The sequence below is a fragment of the Bacillus sp. AM1(2019) genome, assembly GCF_009906915.1.
GTDB classification, from domain to species: Bacteria; Bacillota; Bacilli; order Bacillales; family Bacillaceae; genus Bacillus; species Bacillus velezensis.
The window spans coordinates 122,418-141,729 of sequence record NZ_CP047644.1 but is presented as its reverse complement, the minus strand read 5'-3'; the positions used below and the strand labels follow the sequence as shown (position 1 = coordinate 141,729).

21 protein-coding genes are annotated in these 19,312 nt (G+C 45.0%); all 21 read right to left on the bottom strand.

What is annotated here, in order from left to right; all coding sequences use genetic code 11:
- Positions 1-9: 9 nt before the first annotated feature.
- The gene (rplX, locus tag GNE05_RS00785; RefSeq protein ID WP_003156486.1) at positions 10-321 is read right to left on the bottom strand and encodes a 50S ribosomal protein L24; all 312 of its coding nucleotides are present in this window, start codon (positions 319-321) and stop codon (positions 10-12) included.
- Positions 322-357: 36 nt separating this feature from the next.
- A complete protein-coding gene (gene rplN / locus GNE05_RS00780; RefSeq protein ID WP_007410404.1) occupies positions 358-726 on the bottom strand; it encodes a 50S ribosomal protein L14 in 369 nt (122 codons plus the stop codon).
- Positions 727-766: 40 nt separating this feature from the next.
- Positions 767-1,030 carry a 30S ribosomal protein S17 gene (gene rpsQ / locus GNE05_RS00775; RefSeq protein WP_003156484.1) on the bottom strand — a complete coding sequence of 88 codons (264 nt, stop codon included), beginning with the start codon at positions 1,028-1,030 and terminating at the stop codon, positions 767-769.
- Positions 1,031-1,052: 22 nt separating this feature from the next.
- On the bottom strand, positions 1,053-1,253 hold the full coding sequence (gene rpmC, locus GNE05_RS00770) for a 50S ribosomal protein L29 (RefSeq protein WP_003156482.1): 201 nt from the start codon (positions 1,251-1,253) through the stop codon (positions 1,053-1,055).
- Positions 1,243-1,677: a 50S ribosomal protein L16 gene (rplP, locus tag GNE05_RS00765; RefSeq protein WP_003156478.1), complete on the bottom strand. Its 435-nt coding sequence runs from the start codon at positions 1,675-1,677 to the stop codon at positions 1,243-1,245. Before rplP ends, rpmC begins: the two co-directional genes overlap by 11 nt.
- Position 1,678: 1 nt before the next feature.
- Positions 1,679-2,335 (bottom strand): 30S ribosomal protein S3, encoded by a 657-nt coding sequence (rpsC, locus tag GNE05_RS00760; RefSeq protein WP_003156476.1) that lies wholly within the window; start codon positions 2,333-2,335, stop codon positions 1,679-1,681.
- A 3-nt stretch (positions 2,336-2,338) separates the two neighbouring features.
- Positions 2,339-2,680 carry a 50S ribosomal protein L22 gene (gene rplV, locus GNE05_RS00755; protein WP_003156475.1) on the bottom strand — a complete coding sequence of 114 codons (342 nt, stop codon included), beginning with the start codon at positions 2,678-2,680 and terminating at the stop codon, positions 2,339-2,341.
- Positions 2,681-2,696: 16 nt separating this feature from the next.
- On the bottom strand, positions 2,697-2,975 hold the full coding sequence (gene rpsS / locus GNE05_RS00750) for a 30S ribosomal protein S19 (protein ID WP_003156472.1): 279 nt from the start codon (positions 2,973-2,975) through the stop codon (positions 2,697-2,699).
- A 57-nt stretch (positions 2,976-3,032) separates the two neighbouring features.
- Positions 3,033-3,866 carry a 50S ribosomal protein L2 gene (gene rplB / locus GNE05_RS00745; RefSeq protein WP_003156470.1) on the bottom strand — a complete coding sequence of 278 codons (834 nt, stop codon included), beginning with the start codon at positions 3,864-3,866 and terminating at the stop codon, positions 3,033-3,035.
- Between the two features lie 31 nt (positions 3,867-3,897).
- Positions 3,898-4,185, bottom strand: a complete 288-nt coding sequence (gene rplW / locus GNE05_RS00740) for a 50S ribosomal protein L23 (protein ID WP_003156467.1) — start codon at positions 4,183-4,185, stop codon at positions 3,898-3,900.
- The gene (rplD, locus tag GNE05_RS00735; protein ID WP_007615239.1) at positions 4,185-4,808 is read right to left on the bottom strand and encodes a 50S ribosomal protein L4; all 624 of its coding nucleotides are present in this window, start codon (positions 4,806-4,808) and stop codon (positions 4,185-4,187) included. Before rplD ends, rplW begins: the two co-directional genes overlap by 1 nt.
- A gap of 27 nt (positions 4,809-4,835) precedes the next feature.
- Entirely contained in the window at positions 4,836-5,465 is a 630-nt protein-coding gene (rplC, locus tag GNE05_RS00730) for a 50S ribosomal protein L3 (RefSeq protein ID WP_007410402.1), read from the bottom strand.
- 39 nt (positions 5,466-5,504) lie between these two features.
- The gene (gene rpsJ, locus GNE05_RS00725) at positions 5,505-5,813 is read right to left on the bottom strand and encodes a 30S ribosomal protein S10 (protein WP_003156464.1); all 309 of its coding nucleotides are present in this window, start codon (positions 5,811-5,813) and stop codon (positions 5,505-5,507) included.
- Between the two features lie 248 nt (positions 5,814-6,061).
- Positions 6,062-7,027, bottom strand: a complete 966-nt coding sequence (locus tag GNE05_RS00720) for an alpha/beta fold hydrolase (RefSeq protein ID WP_014416749.1) — start codon at positions 7,025-7,027, stop codon at positions 6,062-6,064.
- 103 nt (positions 7,028-7,130) lie between these two features.
- A complete protein-coding gene (gene tuf, locus GNE05_RS00715; protein ID WP_007410400.1) occupies positions 7,131-8,321 on the bottom strand; it encodes an elongation factor Tu in 1,191 nt (396 codons plus the stop codon).
- Between the two features lie 119 nt (positions 8,322-8,440).
- On the bottom strand, positions 8,441-10,519 hold the full coding sequence (gene fusA / locus GNE05_RS00710) for an elongation factor G (RefSeq protein ID WP_007410399.1): 2,079 nt from the start codon (positions 10,517-10,519) through the stop codon (positions 8,441-8,443).
- A gap of 52 nt (positions 10,520-10,571) precedes the next feature.
- Complete coding sequence (gene rpsG, locus GNE05_RS00705) at positions 10,572-11,042, bottom strand: 30S ribosomal protein S7 (protein ID WP_003156447.1); 471 nt, start codon at positions 11,040-11,042, stop codon at positions 10,572-10,574.
- Positions 11,043-11,081: 39 nt separating this feature from the next.
- Positions 11,082-11,498, bottom strand: coding sequence for a 30S ribosomal protein S12 (rpsL, locus tag GNE05_RS00700; protein ID WP_003156445.1), 417 nt, complete (start codon positions 11,496-11,498; stop codon positions 11,082-11,084).
- A 115-nt stretch (positions 11,499-11,613) separates the two neighbouring features.
- Positions 11,614-11,862: a 50S ribosomal protein L7ae-like protein gene (locus tag GNE05_RS00695; RefSeq protein WP_003156443.1), complete on the bottom strand. Its 249-nt coding sequence runs from the start codon at positions 11,860-11,862 to the stop codon at positions 11,614-11,616.
- Between the two features lie 168 nt (positions 11,863-12,030).
- The gene (gene rpoC, locus GNE05_RS00690; protein ID WP_007410398.1) at positions 12,031-15,630 is read right to left on the bottom strand and encodes a DNA-directed RNA polymerase subunit beta'; all 3,600 of its coding nucleotides are present in this window, start codon (positions 15,628-15,630) and stop codon (positions 12,031-12,033) included.
- A gap of 62 nt (positions 15,631-15,692) precedes the next feature.
- The gene (gene rpoB, locus GNE05_RS00685) at positions 15,693-19,274 is read right to left on the bottom strand and encodes a DNA-directed RNA polymerase subunit beta (protein WP_003156440.1); all 3,582 of its coding nucleotides are present in this window, start codon (positions 19,272-19,274) and stop codon (positions 15,693-15,695) included.
- Positions 19,275-19,312: the final 38 nt, after the last annotated feature.

The window sequence follows — 19,312 nt, the reverse complement described above, 5'->3', positions numbered from 1 at the left end:
CTTTAAATACTATTTATCTAAGACTTGCCCAGATTTTTTTGCAACACGAACTTTTTTGCCATCTTCCACTTTGTATCCTACGCGAGTCACTTCACCTGTTTTAGGATCGAGCGGCATAACGTTTGATACATGAATTGGCGCCTCTTGATTAGAAATACCGCCTTGAGGGTTTGCTTGAGTTGGTTTAGAGTGCTTCTTCACCATGTTTACGCCCTCAACTAGAACGCGGTCCTTTTTAGGGAAAGCAGCAAGGATCGTACCTTGTTTGCCTTTATCTTTACCAGAGATAACCATTACTTTATCGCCTTTTTTCACATGCATCCTGATCGCACCTCCTTGAGTAAGGCATTTATTTCATTAGATAACTTCTGGAGCCAGAGAAACAATTTTCATGAAGTTGTTTTCACGTAATTCACGGGCAACCGGTCCGAAGATACGAGTTCCACGCGGGCTCTTGTCGTCACGGATGATAACACATGCATTCTCATCGAAGCTGATGTATGATCCGTCAGTTCTGCGTGCTCCGCTTTTTGTGCGAACGATAACAGCTCTTACGACTTCACCTTTTTTGACAACGCCTCCTGGTGTTGCTTGTTTAACCGTGCAAACAATTACATCACCAATGTTAGCCGTTTTACGTCCAGAACCGCCAAGAACTTTAATAGTAAGTACCTCACGCGCACCGGAGTTGTCAGCAACTTTTAAACGAGTCTCTTGTTGAATCATTATTTGTTACCTCCCTTCGGAAAAAGAATTCCGAACTTTATTAGATAATAACAGCTTCTTCGACAACTTCTACTAGACGAAAACGCTTAGTTGCAGATAATGGACGAGTTTCCATGATCTTTACGATGTCTCCGATTTTAGCTTGGTTATTTTCATCATGTGCTTTGAATTTCTTTGAGTATTTTACGCGTTTACCGTAAATAGGATCCTTTTTGTATGTTTCAACAACAACAGTGATGGTTTTATCCATTTTGTCAGAAACAACACGGCCTTGGTAAACTTTGCGTTGGTTACGTTCGCTCATGCTCACGACCTCCCCTCAGTGATTATTTGTTGGCAGCAATTTCTCTTTCACGAATCACAGTTTTCATGCGCGCGATAGCTTTGCGCACTTCACGAATGCGAGCAGTATTTTCAAGTTGTCCTGTCGCTAATTGAAAGCGAAGATTGAAAAGTTCTTCTTTAAGAGACTTTACTTTTTGTTCAATTTCAGCAGTGGTAAGGTCACGAATTTCATTAGCTTTCATTTGATTCACCACCAATTTCTTCACGTTTTACGAACTTCGTTTTAATTGGCAATTTGTGAGATGCAAGACGAAGAGCTTCACGAGCTACCTCTTCAGACACACCAGAAATTTCAAATAAAACTTTGCCCGGTTTTACAACAGCTACCCAGCCTTCAGGAGCCCCTTTACCGGAACCCATCCGTACCTCAAGCGGTTTAGCAGTGTAAGGTTTTGAAGGGAAAATTTTAATCCAAACTTTACCGCCACGTTTCATGTAACGAGTCATCGCAATACGTGCAGCTTCGATTTGGCGGTTCGTGATCCAAGAAGCTTCAAGAGCCTGGATACCGTACTCACCAAAATGTACTTCAGTACCGCCTTTAGCGCGACCGCGCATTTTTCCGCGATGCTCTCTGCGATATTTAACGCGTTTTGGTAATAACATATTATTTTCCTCCTTCCTCAGTTTTCTTCTTAGTAGGAAGAACCTCTCCACGATAGATCCAGACTTTTACACCAAGCTTACCGTAAGTTGTGTCAGCTTCAGATGTTGCATAGTCGATGTCAGCACGTAAAGTGTGCAATGGAACAGTTCCTTCACTGTAGTATTCAGAACGAGCGATATCAGCTCCGCCAAGACGGCCGGAAACCATTGTTTTCACACCTTGTGCTCCAGCACGCATAGTGCGTTGGATTTGTTGTTTCTGCGCACGGCGGAAAGAAATACGGTTTTCTAGTTGACGAGCGATGTTGTCAGCTACAAGCTGAGCATCAAGATCTGCTCTTTTGATTTCAAGAATGTTAATGTGTACACGCTTGCCAGTAAGGCTGTTAAGGGCTTTACGAAGTGCTTCAACTTCAGATCCGCCTTTACCGATTACCATACCAGGCTTAGCAGTGTGGATCGTAATGTTAACGCGGTTTGCTGCGCGCTCGATTTCTACTTTAGAAACAGAAGCGTCAGAAAGGCGTTTGCTAATGAATTCACGAATTTTTAAATCTTCGTGCAGGAAGTCAGCGTAATCTTTACCAGCGTACCACTTAGATTCCCAATCACGAATGACTCCGATACGAAGACCGACTGGATTTACCTTTTGACCCACTACTTATCCCTCCTTCTTTTCTGATACAACGATTGTAATGTGGCTCGTACGTTTGTTGATTTGGCTCGCACGTCCCATAGCACGCGGGCGGAATCTTTTTAACGTTGGGCCTTCGTCAACAAATGCCTGAGAAATAACCAGATTGTTAGCGTCCATCTCGTAGTTGTGCTCAGCATTTGCGATAGCAGATTTTAAAACTTTTTCGATGATCGGAGAAGCAGCTCTCGGAGTTAAGTTCAGGATAGATACTGCTTCGCCTACTTGCTTACCTCGAATCAGGTCCATTACTAGACGTGCTTTACGAGGAGCAATACGGACTGTTCTTGCAACAGCTTTAGCTTGCATTTAAAAGCCTCCTCTCTTAGCGTCTTGTTTTTTTATCGTCACTGGCGTGGCCTTTGTAAGTACGAGTCGGTGCGAATTCGCCCAACTTGTGGCCTACCATGTCTTCAGAAATGAATACAGGCACGTGTTTACGTCCGTCATATACTGCGATAGTGTGACCGATAAATTGTGGGAAAATAGTTGAACGGCGAGACCAAGTTTTTACAACTTGTTTCTTGTCCGTTTCATTTAATTTCTCGATTTTTGTCATCAAGTGTCCATCGACAAATGGTCCTTTTTTCAAGCTGCGAGCCATTTTGGAACCTCCCTTCGTGATTGCACTACGGTCCGAAATGAACCGTAGACAACCCCGTTATTTATTTTTACGACGACGTACGATAAATTTATCAGATTTGTTCTTTTTCTTACGTGTCTTGAATCCAAGAGTCGGTTTGCCCCAAGGAGACATTGGTGATTTACGTCCGATTGGCGCGCGACCTTCACCACCACCGTGCGGGTGATCGTTAGGGTTCATTACAGAACCGCGGACTGTAGGGCGGATGCCTTTCCAGCGAGAGCGTCCTGCTTTACCAACGTTGATCAGTTCGTGCTGCTCGTTACCTACTTGACCGATAGAAGCGCGGCAAGCAGAAAGGATCATGCGAACTTCACCAGAGTTAAGACGTACAAGAACGTATTTGCCTTCTTTACCAAGAACCTGAGCAGATGTACCAGCTGAACGTACAAGCTGTCCGCCTTTACCAGGTTTTAATTCAATGTTATGCACAACTGTACCAACTGGGATGTTGATAAGCGGAAGTGCGTTACCTACTTTGATGTCAGCTTCAGGGCCGGACATGATTTCAGTACCTACTTGAATTCCTTTTGGTGCAAGAATGTAACGTTTTTCTCCGTCTACATAGTTGATTAGTGCAATGTTAGCTGAACGGTTTGGATCGTACTCAACTGTAGCAACGCGTCCAGGTATACCATCTTTATCGCGTTTGAAGTCGATAACACGGTATTGGCGTTTGTGTCCGCCACCTTGGTGACGTACAGTCAATTTACCTTGGTTGTTACGTCCGCCTTTTTTGTGAAGGGGCGCAAGCAAGGATTTTTCCGGCTGGTCAGTCGTGATTTCAGCAAAATCTGAAGTTGTCATGCCACGACGTCCGTTAGAGGTCGGTTTATACTTTTTAATCGCCATTTTGAATTTCCCTCCTTCTTTTTACAGATAATTAAGCTTCAAAAATTTCGATTTCTTTGCTGTCTGCAGTAAGTTTTACGATCGCTTTTCTGCGACGGCTAGTCATACCAGTGTAGCGGCCGACACGTTTTGATTTCCCTTTGTAGTTCATGATGTTGACTTTGTCAACTTTCACTCCAAAGATACTTTCAACTGCATCTTTCACTTCTGTTTTATTAGCTCTTACATCAACTTCAAAAGTATATTTTTTTTCAGTCATTAAATCAGCAGAACGTTCAGTAATGACGGGGCGCTTAAGAACATCACGAGGATCTTTCATTATGCAAGCACCTCCTCTACTTTTTCAACCGCAGCTTTTGTAATCAGAAGCTTCTCGTGGTTGACAACGTCTAACACGTTGATTCCGTTAGCTTGAACAACTGTAACTCCAGGGATGTTGCGTGCAGAAAGAGATACTGCTTCGTTTGCATCCGCAGTTACGATTAAAGCTTTTTTCTCAACAGATAATCCTTTAAGGATAGCTGCCATTTCTTTTGTTTTAACCGTATCAAGAGTAAGATCTTCAAGAACAATAATGTTGTTGTCGTTCACTTTAGAAGACAATACTGATTTGATTGCCAAGCGGCGAACTTTTTTAGGTAATTTGTAAGAATAGCTGCGTGGTGTTGGGCCGAATACGACACCACCTCCGCGCCATTGCGGTGAACGGATTGAACCTTGACGGGCACGACCTGTACCTTTTTGACGCCATGGTTTGCGACCTCCGCCGCGTACTTCAGAACGATTTTTTACTTTGTGAGATCCTTGACGTAAGGAAGCTCTTTGCATAAGAATAGCGTCGAATACTACGCTCTCATTTGGCTCAATTCCAAATACAGACGCGTTTAATTCGATATCACCAGCAGTAGAACCGTTTTGGTTGTATAATGCTACTTTTGGCATGATCAATTTCCTCCTTTCCTAAGAGACTTATTTAGATTTAACAGCACTTTTAACAGTGATTAAAGTTTTTCTCGCACCAGGTACGTTACCTTTAATCAAAAGAAGATTGCGCTCAGCATCTACTTTTACGATTTCAAGGTTTTGGACAGTGATTTGATCTCCGCCCATGCGTCCAGGTAATAGTTTACCTTTGAATACACGGTTAGGATCTACAGGTCCCATTGAACCAGGACGACGGTGGTAGCGTGAACCGTGAGACATAGGTCCGCGAGATTGTCCGTGGCGCTTGATTGCACCTTGGAAACCTTTACCTTTAGATACTCCTGTTACATCTACGATTTCTCCTGCAGAGAAAATTTCAACCTTGACTTCCTGACCAATTTCATACGCATCCATATCCACGCCGCGTAATTCTTTAACGAAGCGCTTAGGAGCAGTTTCCGCTTTTGCAACGTGTCCTTTTTCCGGTTTGTTTGAAAGCTTTTCACGCTTATCGTCAAAACCAAGCTGGATCGCTTCATAGCCATCATTTTCAGCTGTTTTCTTTTGAAGAACAACGTTTGGAGCTGCTTCAATAACAGTTACCGGGATAAGATCACCGTTCTCTGCGAATACTTGCGTCATACCAATTTTTCTTCCTAAGATTCCTTTGGTCATTCGTCACACCTCCTATTAAGATCATTCTATATTTTAGAATTAAAGTTTGATTTCGATATCGACACCAGATGGTAAGTCTAATCGCATGAGAGCATCAACAGTTTGTGGTGTTGGGTTCACAATGTCGATTAAACGTTTATGTGTACGCATTTCAAATTGCTCACGAGAATCTTTGTATTTGTGCACCGCACGAAGGATTGTGTAAACTGATTTTTCAGTTGGCAACGGAATCGGACCAGATACGCTGGCACCAGAACGTTTTGCCGTTTCAACAATCTTCTCTGCAGATTGATCAAGGATTCTATGATCATATGCTTTTAAACGAATACGAATTTTTTGTTTTGCCATTATTTTCCCTCCTTTTCGCCTACATCACGTTAGACAGTTCTCCGTGAGAAAAACCTGATCACCTTGCCATGGCAAAGCGGCCGGGTGTGTCAGCAACCTCTCACTTCATCGCAGTCAAAGACCAACATACACTATTATACAGAAAATAGACGTATGTTGCAAGGTTTATTTAAAGAACCTTGTGGTTTTCACACTTTGATTATTATACAGGTGATACCATGATTAATCAAGGATATGCCTGTTTTCTTTCAGAGATGGAACGATGCGAACCGGCTGACAACTTCGGCAAAGCGATCCGGCTCCTCCAAGTGAGGCGAATGGGCTGAGTTCTCAAACCAATGCCATTCTTTATACGGCACATCAACCTTCTGATAATATTCATAAGACGTCGTCCCCGGGACCGTCAAATCGTATCTCCCTGACATAAAACAGCACGGTATTATAATAGAAGAAACTGATTCCCCGGCATCAAAGAAAATGAGATCCTCCCACAGGTGTTTCAGGCTGAACATTTGACCCCGCACGGCTAAGAAGCTCCCTCTCACACCGTACGGTTCACCAAACAGCATTCGCCCCCCTGCTTTAAGAGCGCCGATCGGATGATGGGTAAAGCCCCCTCCCCTCATCTCGATACAAAGCAGAAACAACGTTCGCTGCAGCTGTTTCTCCCATGGAGGCGCTCCGATAAAGCTCAGCGTCTTTTCCAGCAGGAAATGTTTGCGTTGCCTGCTCCATTCCATCATCAGCCGGTAAGCTTCCGTTTCTTCCTTTTGAATATTAACCACCTGACTGATACCGATATACCCATAATACAAATCAGGCCTTTCTTGAAGAACATGAAGCGCCAGAACTGAACCCCACGAATAGCCGGCGATATATATTTTTTGCCTGCTGAATTGCTTGCATAAGCGTTCGGTCAAATGAATGGCGTCAGCTGTCAGCTGATCCAAAGTCATAGATGAACCCGGAATTTCCTTTGAATAAGAGAGACCCGCCCCTCTCTGATCCCAGTTCACAACGGTGAAATACTTTTCCAGCTTATTCTGATATTTTCTCGCATAGCCGATTTGAGGCGTGCCGGGACCGCCGTGCAAAAATAAAAGCAGCGGATTACTCCTGTCATCACCATTAATCATAATGGTTTGTTCACTGCCATTAATCAGCAATTGCTGAAGCATTGAAATACGATTGGTTTTCTTGAAGTTATCGATCATCGCTCTGCTCCTAAAATTTGTATACGTTCTATTATACATGGAATCAGCGGGGAAACAAAAAAACGAGGCCCCATAAGGGACCCCGCATTAATGAACGAGTCGATTACTCAGTGATTGTAGAAACAACGCCTGAACCAACTGTACGTCCGCCTTCACGAATAGAGAAACGAGTTCCTTCTTCGATAGCGATTGTAGAGATAAGTTCAACGATCATTTCAGTGTTATCTCCAGGCATAACCATTTCTACGCCTTCTGGAAGATTGATGATACCAGTTACGTCAGTTGTACGGAAGTAGAACTGAGGACGGTAGTTAGAGAAGAATGGAGTATGACGTCCACCCTCTTCTTTAGAAAGAACGTAAACTTCAGCTTTGAATTTGCTGTGTGGAGTGATTGTACCTGGTTTAGCAAGTACTTGTCCACGTTGGATGTCTTCACGAGCTACACCGCGAAGAAGTGCACCGATGTTGTCTCCAGCTTCAGCGTAGTCAAGAAGCTTACGGAACATTTCAACACCTGTAACAGTTGTTTTGCTGTTCTCTTCTTGAAGACCGATGATTTCAACTTCGTCACCGACTTTAACTTGTCCGCGTTCTACACGGCCAGTAGCAACTGTACCACGACCAGTGATTGAGAATACGTCCTCAACTGGCATCATGAATGGTTTGTCAGTGTCGCGTTCTGGAGTTGGGATGTACTCATCAACTGCAGCCATAAGTTCAAGAATTTTTTCTTCGTACTCAGCGTCACCTTCAAGAGCTTTAAGAGCAGAACCTTTAACAACTGGTACATCATCACCAGGGAAGTCGTATTCGCTAAGAAGATCGCGAACTTCCATTTCAACAAGCTCAAGAAGCTCTTCGTCGTCTACCATGTCGCATTTGTTAAGGAATACTACGATGTATGGTACACCAACGTTTTTAGAAAGAAGGATGTGCTCACGAGTTTGTGGCATTGGGCCATCAGCAGCAGATACTACAAGGATAGCTCCGTCCATTTGCGCAGCACCAGTGATCATGTTTTTAACATAGTCAGCGTGTCCTGGGCAGTCAACGTGTGCATAGTGACGAGTGTCAGTTTCGTACTCAACGTGTGCAGTAGAGATTGTGATACCGCGCTCACGTTCTTCTGGAGCACCATCAATTTGATCGTACGCCATAGCTGTACCTTTACCAGATTTCTTATGAAGTACTGTTGAGATAGCAGCAGTTAATGTTGTTTTACCATGGTCAACGTGTCCAATTGTACCGATATTGGCATGTGATTTGGAACGGTCGAATTTTTCTTTAGCCATTCTAAAATCCTCCTTAAGAGCTTTTAATTAGTAATGTATAGAGTGATAGAAAGTGAAAGCAAGCTTTCACTTCCTCATCTTACAATAGTAGTTATACTTGAGTTAAGTGGCAAAATCAATTATTCGCCTTTATTTTTTTTGATAATTTCTTCAGCGATGCTCTTCGGCACTTCTTCGTAGTGATCCATGAACATTGTGAACGTACCGCGTCCTTGCGTGTTAGAACGAAGGGCAGTAGCGTAACCGAACATTTCAGCAAGAGGTACCATCGCACGCACAACTTGAGCGTTACCGCGAGCTTCCATACCTTCTACGCGTCCGCGACGAGAAGTAACATCACCCATGATGTCTCCCATGTATTCTTCAGGAATAACAACTTCAACTTTCATGATTGGTTCAAGAAGAACTGGGTTACATTTGCTGACTGCATTTTTCAATGCCATAGAAGCAGCGACTTTAAACGCCATTTCGTTTGAGTCAACATCATGGTAAGATCCATCAAAAAGTTTCGCCTTGATGTCGATTAGCGGGAATCCGGCTAGGACACCATTTTCAAGAGAGTCTTCAAGACCTGCTTGTACGGCTGGGATGTATTCACGAGGAACAACACCACCGACGATTGCGTTTTCGAATTCAAAGCCAGCGCCTTCTTCGTTCGGTTCAAATTCGATCCAAACGTGACCGAACTGACCGCGTCCGCCTGATTGACGTACGAATTTACCTTCAACTTTTGCACCGGTACGGAATGTCTCACGGTACGCAACTTGAGGAGCACCAACGTTAGCTTCAACTTTGAACTCACGCTTCATACGATCAACAATGATATCAAGGTGAAGCTCACCCATACCAGAGATGATTGTTTGACCCGTTTCAGGGTTTGTTTGTGTACGGAATGTAGGATCTTCTTCAGCAAGTTTCGCTAAAGCGATACCCATTTTATCTTGGTCAGCTTTTGATTTAGGCTCAATCGCTACGTCGATAACAGGCTCTGGGAATTCCATTGATTCAAGGATTACAAGATCCTTCTCATCACATAGAGTATCTCCAGTAGAAGTATCTTTTAGACCTACAGCAGCTGCGATGTCTCCAGCGTAAACAGTAGAGATCTCTTCACGGCTGTTAGCGTGCATTTGAAGGATACGTCCTACGCGCTCACGCTTGCCTTTTGTAGAGTTCTTTACATATGAACCGGAATCAAGTGTACCGGAATATACGCGGAAGAATGTCAGCTTACCGACATAAGGGTCAGTCATAACTTTAAATGCAAGTGCAGAGAATGGCTCTTCATCAGAAGAATGACGAACGATCTCTTCATCTGTGTCAGGACGTACACCTTTGATTGCAGCAACATCAGTTGGCGCAGGAAGGTAGTCAAGAACAGCATCAAGTACAAGCTGAACACCTTTGTTTTTGAAAGCAGATCCAACAAGTACAGGGTAGAATTCAACATTCAGTGTACCTTTACGGATAGCAGCTTTCAGTTCAGGGATAGTGATTTCTTCACCTTCAAGGTACTTTTCCATAAGCTCTTCATCAAGCTCAGCTACAGCTTCAATCAGGCTGCTGCGAAGCTCTTCAGCTTGCTCTTTGTACTCTTCAGGGATTTCTTTCGCATCTGAACGAGTTCCAAGGTCATCTTCGTAGAAATACGCAACGTTTTCTACTAAGTCGATGATACCTTCGAAGTTGTCTTCAGCGCCGATCGGCAATTGAATTGCGTGAGCGTTAGCTTGAAGACGGTCTCTTAAAGTGCCTACAGAGTAAAGGAAGTCTGCGCCGATTTTGTCCATTTTGTTGACAAATACAACGCGCGGCACTCCGTAAGTTGTTGCTTGGCGCCATACTGTTTCTGTCTGAGGCTCAACACCTGATTGAGCATCAAGTACGGCAACCGCACCATCAAGTACACGGAGTGAACGTTCAACTTCAACTGTGAAGTCTACGTGTCCCGGTGTATCGATGATGTTTACACGGTAACCTTTCCACTGTGCAGTCGTTGCTGCAGAAGTGATTGTGATACCGCGTTCTTGTTCCTGCTCCATCCAGTCCATTTGCGAAGCACCTTCGTGAGTTTCGCCAATTTTGTGGATACGGCCTGTGTAGAACAAGATCCGTTCTGTAGTAGTCGTTTTACCGGCATCGATGTGAGCCATGATCCCGATATTACGAGTTTTTTCTAAGGAGAACTCTCTTGCCATTGGGTAATTTCTCCTTCCTTATTAGGGAATTATTATTTTGATTATATGAATCCTACCAGCGGTAGTGAGCAAATGCTTTGTTCGCTTCTGCCATCTTGTGAGTGTCTTCACGTTTCTTAACGGCAGCACCAGTGTTGTTAGCTGCATCAAGAATTTCGTTAGCCAGGCGCTCTTCCATTGTTTTTTCTCCGCGAAGACGCGCATAGTTAACCAACCAGCGAAGACCAAGAGTTGTACGGCGTTCAGGACGAACTTCTACAGGCACTTGGTAGTTAGCTCCACCTACACGGCGTGCTTTTACTTCAAGTACAGGCATGATGTTTTTCAATGCTTGTTCGAAAACCTCCATTGCATCATTGCCAGTACGTTCTTTAATGATATCGAATGACTTGTATAGGATTGTTTGAGATTTACCTTTTTTACCGTCGATCATCATTTTGTTGATCAGGCGGGATACCAGCTTAGAGTTGTAAAGCGGATCAGGTAAAACATCTCTTTTTGCTACAGGACCTTTACGTGGCATCTGAATATCCTCCCTTCATAGTTTTAATGATTTATTTGATTACTTTGCTTTAGGACGTTTCGTACCGTATTTAGAACGGCCTTGCGCACGGTTTTCAACTCCGGCAGTATCAAGCGCGCCACGAACGATGTGGTAGCGTACCCCCGGTAAGTCTTTTACACGTCCGCCGCGGATCAGTACAACGCTGTGCTCTTGCAGGTTGTGACCGATACCAGGAATGTAGGCAGTAACCTCGATTCCGTTAGTCAAACGAACACGAGCATATTTACGAAGTGCTGAGTTCGGTTTTTTCGGTGTCATTGTACCCACACGAGTACATACCCCGCGTTTTTGTGGAGAAGATACGTTAGTGTGCTCTTTTTTAAAGCTGTTGTATCCTTTGTTTAGTGCAGGTGACTTAGAGTTTTCAACTTTGCTCACGCGTCCCTTGCGAATTAGCTGATTAATTGTAGGCATGTTGTGTTCCTCCCTTCATTACGTTTTATAACCCACATACCCAGGTGGTTCATCATTAGGCAAAAAACAATGTCTTTACACAAGATTGATATCTTATATAAAAACAAAAAGTACGCTATAACATAATGGCAACAGCTGCTGCTCCCACTTCAATTCCGCAGGCTTTGCCGAGCTTTTTCATGGAATCCACCATACAGACAGCGGTATTTTGGTTCTTTGCAAGCTGGATAACGCCAGCTGTAAGAACTGAATCCGCGTCTTTTGCCACGACGACTTCCTTCACTGAACCTCGTTTTAGAGCTTTCACTGTTTGCTTCGTACCAATAATAATTGATTTGGCCTGTGATACTTTATCATAAGACATAAACATATCCTCCAAAGTAACAGGTTTTATTTCGAGCACCTTGGTTATATTATCACTCTGCGGGACGGATGTCAACAACGTATGACAATTTTTAGTGCAGTCCACCGCCAGAATAATTGTAATACTGAGGAAAAGCTGTCGAAACAGCCTTTCCTGCAGCAGTTTCTATTATTCAGCCGGAACCATATCTTCCGAAGGCTGAACGTTTGAAACAGGTTTTACTTTTCTGTAATTCATCATACCGGTACCGGCCGGAACCAGTTTACCGATGATAACATTCTCTTTCAGGCCGAGAAGTTCATCGCGCTTGCCTTTAATCGCAGCATCTGTAAGAACGCGTGTTGTTTCTTGGAATGATGCGGCAGACAAGAATGAATCCGTCTCGAGTGAAGCTTTTGTGATACCGAGAAGAACAGGACGGCCTGTAGCAGGTCGATTGCCTTCAAGCAGCACTTTTTTGTTCGCTTCTGTGAATTGGTGAATATCAAGCAATGTGCCAGGGAGAACATCAGTATCTCCGGCATCGATCACACGGACTTTGCGAAGCATCTGGCGAACCATTACTTCTACGTGTTTATCGCCGATTTCAACCCCCTGCATACGGTAAACCTTCTGAACCTCATGCAGAAGATATTCCTGAACCGTTGTCAGGTCAGTGACTTTAAGAAGTTCTTTCGGATCGATTGAACCTTCTGTCAGCACTTGACCGCGGGTAATCTGATCACCCTCAGCCACTTTCAGGCGTGAGTTGTAAGGTGCCGTGTATGAACGTGTCTCAACAGCGCCCTGAACAACAATCTCCTGCTGTTTGTCGCGGACTTCATTGATTTCGGCAATTGTACCGTCAATCTCAGAAATCGTCGCTTGACCTTTCGGATTACGCGCTTCGAAAAGCTCTTGGATACGCGGAAGACCTTGTGTGATATCGTCTCCGGCAACCCCGCCTGTGTGGAACGTACGCATTGTTAACTGTGTTCCAGGCTCACCGATAGATTGAGCGGCGATAATACCTACTGCTTCGCCGACTTCAACATCAGTTCCGGTTGCAAGGTTACGTCCGTAGCATCGTTTACATACACCATGAGGAGTGTTACATGTGAACGCGGAACGGATCCACACTTCTTCGATTCCGGCTTCAACGATTTCCAGCGCTTTATCTTCATCGATCAATTCATTTTCGTTAATGAGCACAGCACCCGTTTCAGGATGTTTGATCTGTTTTCTGGCGAAACGTCCGATCAGACGCTCTTCCAGACGCTCGATGATTTCCGTGCCTTCTTTGAGCGGTTTTGCAAGAATACCGCGGTCTGTTCCGCAATCTGTTTCACGAATGATAACATCCTGCGCAACATCAACAAGACGGCGTGTAAGGTAACCTGAGTCAGCTGTTTTCAGGGCGGTATCGGCAAGACCTTTACGCGCACCGTGAGTGGAGATAAAGTACTCCAATACTGTCAGACCTTCACGGAAACTTGATTTAATCGGCAATTCAATGATTCGTCCAGCCGGGTTGGCCATCAGACCGCGCATACCCGCAAGCTGTGTAAAGTTAGATGCGTTACCACGGGCTCCTGAGTCACTCATCATGTAGATCGGGTTGACTTCGTCTAATGATTTCATCAGTTTGCCTTGGATAACATCTTTCGCTGAACTCCAAATTGAAATGACTCTTTCATAACGTTCTTCTTCGGTGATTAAACCGCGTCTGAACTGTTTCAGGACATTATCAACTTTGCTTTGTGCTTCTTCAAGGATTTCCTGTTTGTCATCGAGAACGACGATATCAGAAACCCCTACTGTGATGCCGGCTTTCGTTGAATATCTGAAACCGAGATTTTTCATGCGGTCAAGCATTTTAGACGTTTCCGTGATATGGAATCGTTTAAAGATTTCCGCGATGATTTTACCGAGAATGCCTTTTTTAAACGGTGCGTTGATCGGCTGCTCAGCAATCACAGCTTTTACGTCAGCACCTTTATCTAAGAAGAAACGGTCAGGTGTCTTCTCTTCAATGTTGCTCTTCGTTGGTTCATTCATGTAAGGGAATGATTCCGGAAGAATTTCATTGAAGACGAGCTTACCGACAGTTGTAATTAACAATTTTGAACGCTGTTCTTCAGTAAATGTCACATTCTTAAGGGAGTTCGCTGCAACAGCAACTCTCGTATGAAGGTGAACATAACCGTTTTGATAAGCAAGAAGCGCTTCGTCCGTATTTTTGAAAACCATACCCTCGCCGACTGCTCCGGCGCGCTCAAGCGTCAGGTAGTAGTTTCCTAATACCATATCCTGAGACGGCGTAACAACCGGTTTACCATCTTTAGGGTTCAAGATGTTTTGGGCCGCAAGCATCAGAATGCGCGCCTCAGCTTGAGCCTCAGCTGATAAAGGTACGTGAACCGCCATTTGGTCACCGTCAAAGTCAGCGTTATAAGCTGTACATACTAACGGGTGAAGACGGATGGCGCGTCCTTCAACAAGCGTCGGTTCGAAAGCCTGGATACCTAATCTGTGAAGAGTAGGGGCACGGTTCAGTAAGACCGGATGCTCCTTAATGACAGATTCAAGTACATCCCATACTTCAGGCTGCACGCGTTCGATTTTGCGTTTTGCGCTCTTGATATTGTGAGCAAGGCCTTTTTCAACAAGCTCTTTCATGACGAAAGGCTTGAAGAGCTCAAGCGCCATTTCCTTCGGCAAACCGCACTGATACATTTTCAAATGCGGACCTACGACGATAACGGAACGGCCTGAGTAGTCTACACGTTTACCGAGAAGGTTCTGACGGAAACGCCCTTGTTTCCCTTTCAGCATGTGAGAAAGAGATTTAAGCGGACGGTTACCCGGTCCGGTAACCGGACGGCCGCGGCGTCCGTTGTCAATCAGAGCATCGACTGCTTCCTGAAGCATACGTTTTTCGTTCTGAACGATGATGCTTGGCGCGCCGAGGTCTAACAGACGTTTTAAACGGTTATTACGGTTGATGACACGACGGTAAAGGTCGTTCAGGTCAGACGTTGCGAAACGTCCGCCGTCAAGCTGAACCATCGGTCTTAATTCAGGCGGAATAACCGGAAGCACGTCGAGGATCATCCAAGACGGCTTGTTTCCTGAATTACGGAAGGCTTCAAGCACTTCAAGGCGTTTGATCGCACGTGTACGGCGCTGTCCTTGAGAAGTCTTCAGCTCTTCTTTTAACATATCAACTTCTTTGACAAGGTCGATGTCCTGCAGAAGTTTATTAATGGCTTCCGCACCCATAGAGGCTTGGAATTTGTTTCCGTACTTATCCAGATACGCACGGTATTCCTTTTCAGATAAAAGCTGTTTCTTTTCGAGCGGTGTATTGGCCGGGTCAGTTACGACGTAAGAAGCAAAGTAAATAACTTCTTCCAGCGCACGCGGTGACATATCCAAAACAAGACCCATACGGCTCGGAATACCTTTGAAATACCAAATGTGAGAAACCGGGGCAGCCAGTTCAATATGCCCCATTCTCTCACGACGGACCTTAGCCCGCGTTACTTCAACTCCGCAACGGTCACAAACTACGCCTTTATAACGAACCCGCTTGTACTTGCCGCAATGACATTCCCAGTCCTTAGTCGGTCCGAAAATGCGTTCGCAGAACAGGCCGTCCTTTTCAGGTTTCAATGTACGATAGTTTATCGTTTCAGGCTTTTTCACTTCACCAAAAGACCATGAACGGATTTTATCCGGTGAAGCAAGACCGATGTTCATATACTCAAAATTGTTCACATCTAGCAAGGGGCCTACCTCCCTTTTTATCTTCGGATTAACCGATGTCACTTGCCTTTATCAATCAGAGACTACTCTTTCGTTACTGCGTCACGTTCAACGTCTGGAGATGCTGTTTCTTCCGGCGCTTCATCACCTGATAATGCAAGGCCGTCAGCTTGTTTCGCATCTTCCTCGTCTTCTAGATCTCTCATTTCTATTTCTTCTTCATCGCCTGAAAGGATTTTTACGTCCATACCTAAGCTTTGAAGCTCTTTGATCAATACTTTGAATGATTCCGGAACACCAGGCTCTGGAACATTGTCGCCTTTGACGATGGCTTCATATGTTTTCACACGTCCGACCACGTCATCGGACTTCACAGTCAGGATTTCTTGAAGCGTGTAAGCTGCGCCGTAAGCTTCAAGCGCCCAAACCTCCATCTCACCGAAACGCTGTCCGCCGAATTGGGCTTTACCGCCGAGAGGCTGCTGCGTAACAAGTGAGTAAGGACCTGTAGAACGGGCATGAAGTTTATCATCAACCATGTGCGCCAGTTTGATCATGTACATGATTCCGACAGATACACGGTTGTCAAACGGTTCTCCCGTACGGCCGTCATAAAGAACTGTTTTAGCGTCTCTTGACATGCCTGCTTCTTCAAGTGTTTCCCACACATCTTCTTCACGCGCGCCGTCAAATACAGGTGACGCGATGTGAATGCCGAGGTAGCGGGCAGCCATACCCATGTGAAGTTCTAATACCTGACCGATATTCATACGTGATGGTACACCCAGCGGGTTAAGCATGATATCGATCGGCGTGCCGTCAGGAAGGTAAGGCATATCTTCTTCAGGAAGAATCTTCGAGATAACCCCTTTGTTTCCGTGACGTCCGGCCATTTTATCACCTTCAGAAATCTTACGTTTCTGAACGATATATACGCGTACAAGCTGGTTCACTCCCGGAGGAAGTTCGTCGCCGTCTTCACGGTTGAAGACTTTTACGTCGTGGATAATTCCGCCGCCGCCGTGAGGCACACGGAGAGAAGTATCACGGACTTCACGCGCTTTTTCTCCAAAGATCGCATGCAGAAGGCGTTCTTCAGCCGTAAGCTCAGTTACACCTTTAGGCGTTACTTTACCTACGAGAAGGTCTCCGTCGTTGACTTCCGCACCGATACGGATAATTCCGCGGTCATCAAGATTGCGAAGCGCGTCTTCCCCTACGTTTGGAATATCGCGGGTGATCTCTTCCGGCCCAAGCTTTGTATCACGTGCTTCTGATTCATATTCTTCAATGTGAATAGATGTGTATACATCATCTTTCACAAGGCGTTCACTCATGATGATGGCATCCTCATAGTTGTAACCATCCCATGTCATGAAGCCGACCATTACGTTGCGGCCGAGAGCAAGTTCACCAAGCTCCATTGAAGGTCCGTCAGCAAGGATTTCTCCTTTGACTACTTCATCGCCGACACTGACGATCGGACGCTGGTTGTAGCACGTACCTTGGTTGGAGCGGACAAATTTCAGCAAGCTGTACTTATCCAGGTTGCCTTTTACTTTTTGGCCGTCAATTTCTTCATAGCGGCGCACCCATACGTTTTTCGCTTCCACCCGTTCAACGATACCAGGGTGTTTACAAATAACGGCTGCACCGGAGTCTTTACCGGATACGTATTCCATACCCGTTCCGACGATCGGAGCTTCCGGCTGCATCAAAGGCACAGCCTGACGCTGCATGTTCGCTCCCATGAGGGCGCGGTTCGAGTCATCGTTTTCCAAGAACGGAATACATGCTGTCGCAGCAGATACAACCTGTTTAGGAGATACGTCCATGTAATCCACGCGGTTGCGGGCTACAACGGTGTTTTCCCCTCTGAAACGCGCTACGATGCTGTCATCCAAGAAAGAACCGTCATCGCTCAGCTTAGCATTCGCTTGGGCTACGACATAGTTATCCTCTTCATCAGCAGTCAGGTAGTCGATTCTAGGCGTTACTTTTCCTGTTTCAGGATCAACGCGGCGGTATGGCGTCTCAATGAAACCAAAGCGGTTTACTTTCGCAAATGATGACAATGAGTTGATCAAACCGATGTTCGGGCCCTCAGGCGTTTCAATCGGACACATACGGCCATAGTGAGAGTAGTGAACGTCACGTACTTCCATACCTGCGCGCTCACGTGTCAAACCGCCCGGTCCGAGAGCTGACAGACGGCGTTTGTGCGTCAATTCAGCAAGCGGGTTCGTCTGATCCATGAATTGAGAAAGCTGTGAGCTTCCGAAGAACTCTTTAATAGACGCAATAACAGGTCTGATGTTAATCAGCTGCTGCGGCGTAATTGTATTCGTGTCTTGAATAGACATTCTTTCACGTACGACACGTTCCATCCGGCTTAAACCGATACGGAATTGGTTTTGCAGGAGCTCACCTACAGAACGCAGACGGCGGTTTCCGAGATGGTCGATATCATCAGTGTCGCCCACTCCGTGCAGGAGGTTGAAGAAGTAGCTGATAGAAGAAATAATATCAGCAGGCGTAATGTTTTTAATCGCCTCTTCGATGTAAGCATTGCCGATCACATTGATCGTCTGCTCTCCTTCTGCATCTGTAGGAGCATAGATTTTAATGGATTGAAGCATCACTTCATCCTCGACAACGCCGCCGTTAGGATAAAGTTTTCTGAAGCCGATTCCATTTTCTAAGTATGGCAGTACTTTATCAAGTGTTCTTCTGTCAAGAATCTGCCCTTTTTCAGCAAGAATTTCACCGGTTTCCGGATCCACCAGTGTTTCTGCAAGGCGCTGGTTAAACAGGCGGTTCTTGATATGAAGCTTTTTATTAATTTTATAGCGTCCTACATTCGCAAGGTCGTATCGCTTCGGATCGAAGAAACGGGAATCCAGCAAGCTTTTTGCGTTTTCTACTGTAGGCGGCTCTCCGGGACGAAGGCGCTCATAGATTTCAAGAAGCGCTTTGTCACTGTTTTCAGTGTTGTCCTTATCCAGTGTATTGCGGAGATATTCGTTCTCACCAATGAGATCGAGAATCTCTTGGTCGGAACCGAAGCCGAGAGCACGCAAAAGAACCGTAACCGGCAACTTACGTGTGCGATCAATGCGGACATACACAACATCTTTCGCATCAGTTTCGTATTCTAACCATGCGCCACGGTTTGGAATGACAGTCGCGGTAAAACCTTTTTTACCGTTCTTGTCTACTTTACCACTGAAATATACACTTGGAGACCGAACAAGCTGAGATACGATAACACGTTCTGCACCGTTGATGATAAAAGTACCGGTATCTGTCATAATAGGGAAATCACCCATGAAGACATCCTGGTCTTTTACCTCTCCAGTTTCTTTGTTAATTAAACGAACCTTCACTCTCAGCGGAGCTGAGTAAGTCACATCACGTTCTTTTGACTCTTCAACGGGATACTTAGGATCTCCTAAACTGTAGTCAATGAACTCTAGAGAGAGGTTACCAGTGAAATCCTCAATTGGTGATATGTCTTGAAACATCTCTCTAAGACCCTCATCAAGAAACCACTGATAAGAAGAGGTTTGAATTTCAATGAGATTTGGTAATTCTAACACTTCGCTAATGCGAGCATAGCTTCTGCGCTGGCGGTGTCGTCCATACTGAACTAGTTGACCTGTCAACTGATTCACCCCTCAAATCATGCGTATTATATGTGTAA

Excerpts from the sequence above, each read along its gene's own strand:
- rplX (WP_003156486.1), bottom strand. The coding sequence starts at position 321 with ATGCATGTGAAAAAAGGCGATAAAGTAATGGTTATCTCTGGTAAAGAT.
- rplN (WP_007410404.1), bottom strand. The coding sequence starts at position 726 with ATGATTCAACAAGAGACTCGTTTAAAAGTTGCTGACAACTCCGGTGCG.
- rpsQ (WP_003156484.1), bottom strand. The coding sequence starts at position 1,030 with ATGAGCGAACGTAACCAACGCAAAGTTTACCAAGGCCGTGTTGTTTCT.
- rpmC (WP_003156482.1), bottom strand. The coding sequence starts at position 1,253 with ATGAAAGCTAATGAAATTCGTGACCTTACCACTGCTGAAATTGAACAA.
- rplP (WP_003156478.1), bottom strand. The coding sequence starts at position 1,677 with ATGTTATTACCAAAACGCGTTAAATATCGCAGAGAGCATCGCGGAAAA.
- rplV (WP_003156475.1), bottom strand. The coding sequence starts at position 2,680 with ATGCAAGCTAAAGCTGTTGCAAGAACAGTCCGTATTGCTCCTCGTAAA.
- rpsS (WP_003156472.1), bottom strand. The coding sequence starts at position 2,975 with ATGGCTCGCAGCTTGAAAAAAGGACCATTTGTCGATGGACACTTGATG.
- rplB (WP_003156470.1), bottom strand. The coding sequence starts at position 3,866 with ATGGCGATTAAAAAGTATAAACCGACCTCTAACGGACGTCGTGGCATG.
- rplW (WP_003156467.1), bottom strand. The coding sequence starts at position 4,185 with ATGAAAGATCCTCGTGATGTTCTTAAGCGCCCCGTCATTACTGAACGT.
- rplD (WP_007615239.1), bottom strand. The coding sequence starts at position 4,808 with ATGCCAAAAGTAGCATTATACAACCAAAACGGTTCTACTGCTGGTGAT.
- rplC (WP_007410402.1), bottom strand. The coding sequence starts at position 5,465 with ATGACCAAAGGAATCTTAGGAAGAAAAATTGGTATGACGCAAGTATTC.
- rpsJ (WP_003156464.1), bottom strand. The coding sequence starts at position 5,813 with ATGGCAAAACAAAAAATTCGTATTCGTTTAAAAGCATATGATCATAGA.
- GNE05_RS00720 (WP_014416749.1), bottom strand. The coding sequence starts at position 7,027 with ATGATCGATAACTTCAAGAAAACCAATCGTATTTCAATGCTTCAGCAA.
- tuf (WP_007410400.1), bottom strand. The coding sequence starts at position 8,321 with ATGGCTAAAGAAAAATTCGACCGTTCCAAATCACATGCCAATATCGGT.
- fusA (WP_007410399.1), bottom strand. The coding sequence starts at position 10,519 with ATGGCAAGAGAGTTCTCCTTAGAAAAAACTCGTAATATCGGGATCATG.
- rpsG (WP_003156447.1), bottom strand. The coding sequence starts at position 11,042 with ATGCCACGTAAAGGTCCTGTAGCAAAAAGAGATGTTTTACCTGATCCG.
- rpsL (WP_003156445.1), bottom strand. The coding sequence starts at position 11,498 with ATGCCTACAATTAATCAGCTAATTCGCAAGGGACGCGTGAGCAAAGTT.
- GNE05_RS00695 (WP_003156443.1), bottom strand. The coding sequence starts at position 11,862 with ATGTCTTATGATAAAGTATCACAGGCCAAATCAATTATTATTGGTACG.